A 7,875-nucleotide genomic window follows, 5' to 3' on the forward strand; every position below is an offset into this window, starting at 1 on the left:
CCGTACTGGCCCCAGATCAAGGCAGCGGTGGACGCCGAGCGCGCCATCCGTGCCCGGGCGTTCCTGGCGGGCGGTACCGATGAGTTGCTCGGCAGCCTGCATCCGACGGTGCGCTGGGAGGCGCCCGTGCTGCGGATCGTCTATCCGGTGGACGCCGATCTGTTTCTGCAGGGGCGCGGACTGCGGCTGGTGCCGTCGTACTTCTGCCGTGAGGGACCCATCACGCTACGGGACACCGCCCTGTCACCCGTGTTGGTGTATCCGGTGCAACGGGGCCTCGGCTCCCTGGAGCGGTCCACGTCCACGGCGGGCGCCGACACCCTGGCCCGGCTGCTGGGCCGGACCCGGGCCGCGACCCTCTCCATGATCGCGGAGGCGGAGAACACCACGGGCAATGAGATCGCGCGGCGCCTGGACATCTCGCCCGCGTCGGCGAGCGAGCACGCGGCGGTGCTGCGGGACGCGGGACTGATCCGCAGTCTGCGCGTACGCAACACGATCCGCCACGCCGTCACTCCGCTGGGCGTGGAACTGCTGGAGGGCCGCGCCCTGTCCGCCGTGCCCGGCAGGACAGCCCCGGGCTACGGGCGGACCGGGGCAGAGCAGACCGGGGCACGGCAGACGGAGGCAGGGCAGACCGGGGCACGGAGGACCGGGGCACGGCAGAGCGCGGGGTGTCACTGATCCGCGCGGGTGCCGTTCGATCCGCGCCGGGACCGCGCCGGTGCGCGGGCTCCTGTGTCCCGGCCGCGGACCGTACGGCTCCGGGTGCCCCGGCTCCCCCGGACGCGCGGGTGCGGGAAAGACCGGAGCCGGGGAAGACCGGAGCCGGGGGCGGCCGGGGCGCGCGTCCGTTCAGATGCTGAAACGCTCCTTCGCCAGCAGTGGCCGGACCCGTGAGACGAATCCGCCCGAGCGGAACGGCCGTTGCAGCAGCCCCGGGCGCAGTTCCTGAGCGAGCGCGGCGGCGATCATGCCCTGGTCGAGGGCGAGGACGTAGTCGCTGACCCTGCCCGTACGGACATTGACGGAGTCACGGAATCCGAAGCCGTCGTGGTAGGCGCCGAAGTCGCGGGCGATGGCCTTGAGGTTGGCGATGGCCTCCCTGCGGGCGTACGGGAGCGCGAGGAAGGCCGCGTGCGGGGTGACGACGCCGCTGGACTGATAGCCCTCCACCTGCATACCGATCGCGTCGACGCCGTACTCCCGGTAGCCGCCCTCGGGGATGTTGGCCGGGGAGAAGCCCCAGTAGCCGTACTTCTCCTCCAGAATCCCGTGCTCGATCTGGGAGCGGACGAACCGCTGGTGGGTACGGCCCCAGGAGCGGCGGGCCCACTCGGGCTCGGGCACGAACAGGGGCACCATCAGCGCCTCGAACATCGATCCGCCCCAGGCGGGGACGAGCTTGCGGCCGCGATAGGTGTAGTGGCCGTTCCAGACACGTATGCCGTCAACGGTGACATACGAGCCTCCCGGCAGCTGCTCCTGCTCGTGCTCGGGCAGCATGGTGCGCAGCAGATGCCAGTAGTGGTCCGGGGGGATCGAACCGTCGGCGATACCGAGGTAGCTGGCCATGCGCGGCTCCGTGTTCAGCGCGCCGTAGTGGTGGCCCGTCGGTTCACCGGTGTCCGTCCAGAAGCCGCCGCGGAGCTGGCCGGGGCCCTTGACCGGGTCGGCCGGGTCGTACGGCGTGTAGAAGTACGACCAGTCGGCGCCGGCCAGGACACGGGCGATCCGGCGGTGCAGCTTCGGGGCCGCGTCGGCCGCGATGCGCAGCCCGGTGACGAGCCAGGCGTTGTCGACGGAGGAGAGGAACGGGCGGACGGGGGTGCCGTTCTCCGGCCAGGTGGTGAGGACGGATCCGTCGTACGCGTCGTACCAGTTGAGCCAGAAGCCGTGGTGGCGTTCGAGTTTCTCGATCGCGGTGAGCATACGGTCGAGGCGGTCGTGCATCGCGTTGCGGCCGATCACGCCGAGACCCGCGGCGGCCACGGTCGACCACAGACCGCAGCCGATATTGGTGGGCGAGGTGTTCCGGGAGGGTACGGGCCGACCGGGGCCGCTGATGTCGGCCTTGTCGGCGGTGAGGCCGAAATCGGTCGTCAGTACCTCGATCGAGTGATGGGTATCGCGGAACCACTTCCGCAGCAGCGGTGTTTCTAGAGTATGAACACTTTCGGCGCCCGGGGTGGCGCGGGCGGCCCGGGCGGCAGCCGTGGTAAGGGCATCGGCGGCGTTCGGTGCGGCGGAGGCGGCGGAGGCGGCGGGCGCGGCGAGCGCCGGGACGGACAGGGCGGCGGCCCCTGCCCCCGCGGCGGTGAGGATCGTACGGCGGTCGAGACGGTCCATGTGATTCCAGCTCCCGGTGGTGGATGCGGGGTTGCGGAGACGGTCCGGGTCCGGGGGCCGTCGGCGATCGGATGCCTATGGCCCCCGGGCCCGGTGCGGACAGTTCGCGGATGGAGGGGACGGGGAGGCCGGCCGGGCCGTTGGGGCTCGGGGCCCGGCGCGGCGGGGTCCCGTGCCGGGGGGTCCGGCGGGACTCGGGCTCCTGTCCCGGCGGGTCCGGCGCGGCGGACCTCGGGGTGGGGTCGGGCGAGCCCGGGTCCGGCCCGGGTGGCCGGGTCAGCCGCGGGCGAGCCGCAGGTAGCGGATGCCCGGGTTCGGCAGGTCGATGCTCAGGGATGCGGTGCCGTCGGCGTCCGCGACCAGTTGCCCGAGGGCGTCCTCGGGCAGGTGGTCGGCCGCGCGCAGCTTCTCCCACTGCTGCTCGTCCGGCCATGCGCCGCCGCCGAGTTCATTCCACACCGACTGGATGTTGGCGTGCCGCTCGTCGACGCGCCGCGAGCGCACCGAGTAGGACGCGCCGGGCTCCAGACCGGACAGGCTCAGGGTGGTGGTGCGGTCGAGGGCCGCCGAGCTGTCGATCTTGGACTGGTCGAGCGTGCCGTTCCAGACGAGGACATCGAGGGTGGAGCCGTCCTCGGCCCGGGTGGCGATGGATTCGATCAGGGCGTCGGCGCCGTCTCCGGTGACGGTGGCGGGGATGCGCCCTCCCGCGAGCCGGGACAGCAGATAGAGCGCCCAGAAGCGGGGCTTGCGCAGATTGCCGACGGTCAGCAGACCGAAGCCGCCGTGGAAGAGCTTGGGCGGCCACCCCAGCTCTTCGAACTGGTCGGAGGCGACCCAGTAGGCGAGGGCGTCGGTGGAGGCGAGCGCGCTCTTCATCCCGCGCAGCACGAAGGGCGCCGCGAAGACGGAGTCGCTGACCCGGTGGAAGTGGGTGGGGGTGACGCCCCACTCGGTCCACAGGATCTCCGGCTCCGGGCGGCCCGTCGACTCGGCGAAGGCACGGGTCATCGGACGGAAGTCGAGGGGAGCGTTGCCGTAGGTGTGGGTGGAGACGAAGTCGACCGGGACATCATGGGTGCGGCAGTGCTCCAGCAGCGCGCCGACCCAGCCGGCCGCCGCCGAGGAGGGGCCGCCGACCCTGATCCGCTCGTCGACGCCCTTGACCGCGCGTACGGCGGTCTCGTAGAGCCGGTGATAGTCGTCCTGGGTGCCGTTCCAGAAGACTTCGAGATTGGCCTCGTTCCATACTTCGAACTCCCAGCCCGCCACCTCGTCCTTGCCGTACCGGTCCTGGAGATGGACGGTCAGCTCGCGGCAGAGATCGCCCCAGCGGTCCCAGTCGCGCGGGATGGACGCCTGCCCCTTGTAGTCGAAGACGGTGTACTCGGGGTCGGCGGCGAGTTCCCTGGGCATGAAGGAGAGTTCGACGACGGGCTTGAGGCCGGTGGCCAGAAAGCGGTCGTAGACCTGGTCCAGTCCGGCGAAGTCGAAGGTGCCGTCGGGCCGGACGGAGACGGTCTCGGGCAGGAAGGTGCCGTGGGCGCGGACCGTGCGGACCCCGATCTCGTCGCGGACGATCCCCAGCGCCCTGGCGTACTCGGCGGCGACATCGGACCCGCCGGCGCCCGGCTTGTCCCAGATCAGCAGGGAGAGGTGCTCGGCGCCGATCATCCTGTTCCACACACCGGGGAGTTCGGTGGTGGCGGCGGAGGCGTCGACGGCGACCGTGACCTCGGCGGGCCGGGCGCCCATCGCCCGCGCGGACCCGGGAACGGATGCGGAAAGTTCACCGGCGCCGTCGTCGGACCAGGTGGCGACCTTGTAGAAGTAGCCGCGCCCCGGTTCGGCCAGGGTGTCGGCGTACGGAGGGTGCGGTACGGCCAGGACATCGCCGCCGAGGTGGTCCAGCGGCTCGAAGGGCCCCTCGGCGGAATCGGCGCGGTGGACCAGATAGCCGAGCGCTCCGTCGACCGGTTCCCAGCTCAGCAGGACATGGCCGGTGCCGTCCTCGGCGAAGAGCCCGCCGGGCGCGGGCAGTTCACCGGCTCCGGTGAGCCGGTCGTCGCTGGGCTTGCCGATCCGGGACTCCCAGTCGACATAGGCGGCGGACTTCTCGCTCATATCAGTACAAACCTTTTCATCGAGGGGTGGCGGTATGACAGCAGTGATGTGGAGCCGCCGGGCCCGGCGGGAAGGAGAGCGCGCACCGGCCGGCTCGGCGGTGGCCCCGGCAGCCGGGTGGCCGGTGGCCGGGACGGGGTGGGGCTGGGTGAGTGGGTGCGAGTGAAGTAGGCGGGGCGGGGCCGCGGGCGCGGGGGCCTGGGCCTATTTGAGACCGGCGGTGGCGATGCCCTGGGTGAAGTGCCGCTGAAGGACGGCGAAGACGAGCAGCACCGGCAGGACCACCAGAAAGGAACCGGCCATCAGGACGCCATTGGCGCCATTGGCCCGGTTGGGGTCGGTGGCGAAGGTCGCCAGCGCCACGGGCAGGGTGTATTTGTCCGGATCATTGGTCGAGATCAGCGGCCAGACGAAGTTGTTCCACGACTGGAGGAAGGTGAGGATCGCCAGCGTCGCGAGTGCCGGTTTCACCAGCGGCATCACGATCCGCCAGAAGATGTACCACTCTCCGGCGCCGTCCAGCCGGGCGGCCTCCAGCAGTTCGTCCGGGACGGACAGCATGAACTGGCGCATCAGGAAGACCCCGAAGGCCCCGGCGGCGAACGGCAGGACGAGGCCCGCGTACGAGTCGATCAGCTGCATCTTGCTCATCAGCACGAACAGCGGCAGCAGCATCAGGTTGCCGGGCACCATCAGCGCACCCAGCACCAGGCCGAAGACCTTGCCGCGCCCGGCGAAGTTCAGTTTGGCCAGCGCGTAGCCGAGCATCGAGCAGAACAGCAGGTTGGAGACGGTGACCAGGGTGGCGACGATCGTGGAGTTGAGGAAGTACGCCGGAAGGTCGAGCAGGTCCAGCAGCTCGCGGAAGTTCGCCAGCGTCCATTCGGTGGGGATCCACACCGGGGGGCTGGCGGCCAGTTCGGGCTTGGTCTTGAAGGCGGACAGCGCCATCCACAGGAAGGGGGTGGCCATCAGGACCAGTCCCACGCCGAGCAGCAGATAGGCCCCGGGCTTCTTCAGTCGTGCGGCGCTCATGTGGTGTTGTCCTTCAGCAGACGGAGCTGGAGCACGGTGACGCCCATGATCACGACGAACAGCACATACGCCATGGCACTCGCGTAGCCCATATGGAAGAAGTTGAAGCCCTCCCGGTACATATTGAGCGAGACCGTCAGGGTGCTGTTGGACGGGCCGCCGTTCGTCATCACGAACGGTTCCTCGAAGACATTGAGGTAGCCGATGGTGGTGATGACGGTGGCGTACAGAATCGTCGGCCGCAGCAGCGGGACGGTGATGGAGCGGAACTCGTGCCACGCGCCCGCCCCGTCGAGACGGGCCGCTTCACGGACCTCGTTCGGGATGGCCTGGAGTCCCGCGATGAACAGGACCATGACCGTGCCGAGGTTCCGCCAGACCGCCATCGCGATCAGCGAGGGCATGGCGAGAGTCTCGGAGCCGAGGAAGTCGGGGGAGGTGAGACCCAGTTCGGCGGCGACACCCGCGACCAGTCCGTCGGCCGGGTCCAGGACGAACCGCCAGACGACGGCGATGGCGACGATGCTGGTGACGACGGGGGCGTAGAAGCCGATCCGGAAGAAGGTGCGCATCCGGCCGATGCCGTTGTTCAGCAGAACGGCGACCACCAGTCCCGCACCGATCGTCAGCGGCACGCCCACGACCACGAAGTACGCCGTGTTGAACAGCGCTTTGAGGAACTTCTCGTCGTCGAAGAGCTTGGTGTAGTTCTCGAATCCGATGAACTCCGCCGAGAAGGGGTCGGTGACGTTGCGCAGCCCGAAGTCGGTGAAGCTCATCACCAGGGTGGCGATGATCGGCAGTGCCATGAAGACCGCGAACAGCACCAGGAAGGGGGTGGAGAAGAGCCAGCCGGCGAGGTTCTGCACGCCGGCCCGGCGTTTGCGCGGCCCCGGCCCGGACGGGGTCGGTCCGGCCGCCCCGGCCGGATCGCGCCCGTCCTTGCCGACCACTTCGGTGAGGGTGCTCACGGCACTAGTCCACCAGGCCGGCGGTCTCGGACTGCATCTTCTTCGCGGCCTTCTCCGGGCTGGCCTTGCCCTGGGTCACCGACTCGATAGCCGCGTCGATCCTGGAGCCGATCTCGGCCCACTTGGGCAGCGCCGGGACGGCCTTGGCGCTCTCCATCTGGGCGCGGAAGACCTTCATGTTCGGGTCCGAGGCGAGTTTGCCCTGCTCCCAGGCGGCCTTGTTGGCGGGGAGGTCGGTGGTGCGGACGTACCAGTCGGCCTGGTTCTCGGCGCTGGTGAGGTACTTGATGAATGCACGGGCAGCGGCCTTGTGCTCACTGTCCTTGGAGATCACCAGACTGGAGCCGCCGGCCCAGGAAGTGGATGAGGCGCCCGCGGGGAGGGGGGCCACGGCCCACTTGCCCTTCAGCTGAGGCTGGTTCTCGGCGATGTTGGTGGTCTGCCAGGGACCGGACTGGAACATCGGCACACTGCCGTTGCCGAAGTCCTTGATGACGTCGTAGCCCGGCTGGACGCTCTTCTTGGAAAGGCCCTTGTCGAAGTAGGAGGCGTACTCCTTGAGGGCGGTGACCGCGGCCTCGCTGTCCAGGGCAGGCTTGCCGTCCTTGATCAGTTCGCCGCCGGCCGAGTAGAGGAACGGCAGCCAGTTCTGCCAGGCGTCGAGGTTGTAGGGCTGGAGGGAGATGCCCCACTTGGTCTTCGCCTTGTCCTGGTAGGCGCTCGCGAGGGCCGACATCTCGGCCCAGGTGGTGGGCGCCTTGGTGACCCCGGCCCGCTGGGCGAGGTCGGTGCGGTAGTAGAGGACGCGGGCGTCGACGTACCAGGGGACGCCGTAGACCTCGCCGTCGACGACATTGCCCTCCCAGGCGGCGGGGAAGAACTCGTCCTTGACGAATTCCTTGGTGTCCACCGGTTCCAGTACACCCAGCTCGGCGAACTCGCCCATGAAGGTGGAGCCCATCTGCGTCATATCCGGCAGGGTGCCGGCGGCAGCCGCGGAGACCAGCTTCTGGTGGGCGACGTCCCAGCCCACGGGGGTCACCTTCACGGTGATGTTGGGGTTCTTCTTCTGATAGGCGGCGGCGACGTCTCCGAGCTTCTCCCCCTCGGTGCCCATGGCCCAGACGGTCAGCGTCTGCTTCTCGTCCGCGGCGGCTCCCGCGCCGCCCGAGCCGCCGCACGCGGAGATTCCGAACAGGGCCGCGAGCGCGACGGCGACCGAGGCGGTTCTGGCTGTGCGGTGCATGGGGCTCCTCCTTGAGCTTTCCGACCGTGGGGTGCCGGCAGTGATGTATGCGCTGCCTGTAAGCGCATACATCACCCTGCGTCAGCCTCCGGGGCATTCGCAAGAACCCTTGGGATCACGCTTTCGTAACGACGCCGCCCTATGGGCGGC

Annotated in this window: 6 protein-coding genes; 1 reads left to right on the forward strand and 5 read right to left on the reverse strand. The window is 69.6% G+C overall.

The genetic code is table 11. The features are described 5' to 3' along the window. Positions 1 to 684, forward strand: a 684-nt coding sequence (locus tag ACWF94_RS26695; protein WP_453493562.1) for an ArsR/SmtB family transcription factor, incomplete at its 5' end; no start/stop codon positions are given. Positions 685 to 855: 171 nt separating this feature from the next. Here the strand turns inward: ACWF94_RS26695 and ACWF94_RS26700 are convergent. From ACWF94_RS26700 to ACWF94_RS26720, 5 genes are all read right to left on the reverse strand, one after another. After that, positions 856 to 2,349, reverse strand: a complete 1,494-nt coding sequence (locus ACWF94_RS26700; RefSeq protein ID WP_453493565.1) for a glucoamylase family protein — start codon at positions 2,347 to 2,349, stop codon at positions 856 to 858. A gap of 276 nt (positions 2,350 to 2,625) precedes the next feature. Beyond that, the gene (locus ACWF94_RS26705; RefSeq protein ID WP_453493568.1) at positions 2,626 to 4,473 is read right to left on the reverse strand and encodes a GH39 family glycosyl hydrolase; all 1,848 of its coding nucleotides are present in this window, start codon (positions 4,471 to 4,473) and stop codon (positions 2,626 to 2,628) included. 204 nt (positions 4,474 to 4,677) lie between these two features. After that, entirely contained in the window at positions 4,678 to 5,508 is an 831-nt protein-coding gene (locus ACWF94_RS26710; protein ID WP_453493571.1) for a carbohydrate ABC transporter permease, read from the reverse strand. Further along, positions 5,505 to 6,479, reverse strand: a complete 975-nt coding sequence (locus tag ACWF94_RS26715) for a carbohydrate ABC transporter permease (RefSeq protein WP_453493574.1) — start codon at positions 6,477 to 6,479, stop codon at positions 5,505 to 5,507. The genes ACWF94_RS26710 and ACWF94_RS26715 overlap by 4 nt, the downstream gene beginning before the upstream one ends. A 4-nt stretch (positions 6,480 to 6,483) precedes the next feature. Continuing rightward, the gene (locus tag ACWF94_RS26720) at positions 6,484 to 7,725 is read right to left on the reverse strand and encodes a sugar ABC transporter substrate-binding protein (RefSeq protein ID WP_453493577.1); all 1,242 of its coding nucleotides are present in this window, start codon (positions 7,723 to 7,725) and stop codon (positions 6,484 to 6,486) included. Positions 7,726 to 7,875: the final 150 nt, after the last annotated feature.

The sequence above is a fragment of the Streptomyces sp. NPDC055078 genome (genome assembly GCF_053607985.1).

Bases quoted from the DNA above. Each gene is read 5' to 3' on its own strand.
- ACWF94_RS26710 (WP_453493571.1), bottom strand. From the start codon at position 5,508: ATGAGCGCCGCACGACTGAAGAAGCCCGGGGCCTATCTGCTGCTCGGC.
- ACWF94_RS26700 (WP_453493565.1), bottom strand. From the start codon at position 2,349: ATGGACCGTCTCGACCGCCGTACGATCCTCACCGCCGCGGGGGCAGGG.
- ACWF94_RS26720 (WP_453493577.1), bottom strand. From the start codon at position 7,725: ATGCACCGCACAGCCAGAACCGCCTCGGTCGCCGTCGCGCTCGCGGCC.
- ACWF94_RS26705 (WP_453493568.1), bottom strand. From the start codon at position 4,473: ATGAGCGAGAAGTCCGCCGCCTATGTCGACTGGGAGTCCCGGATCGGC.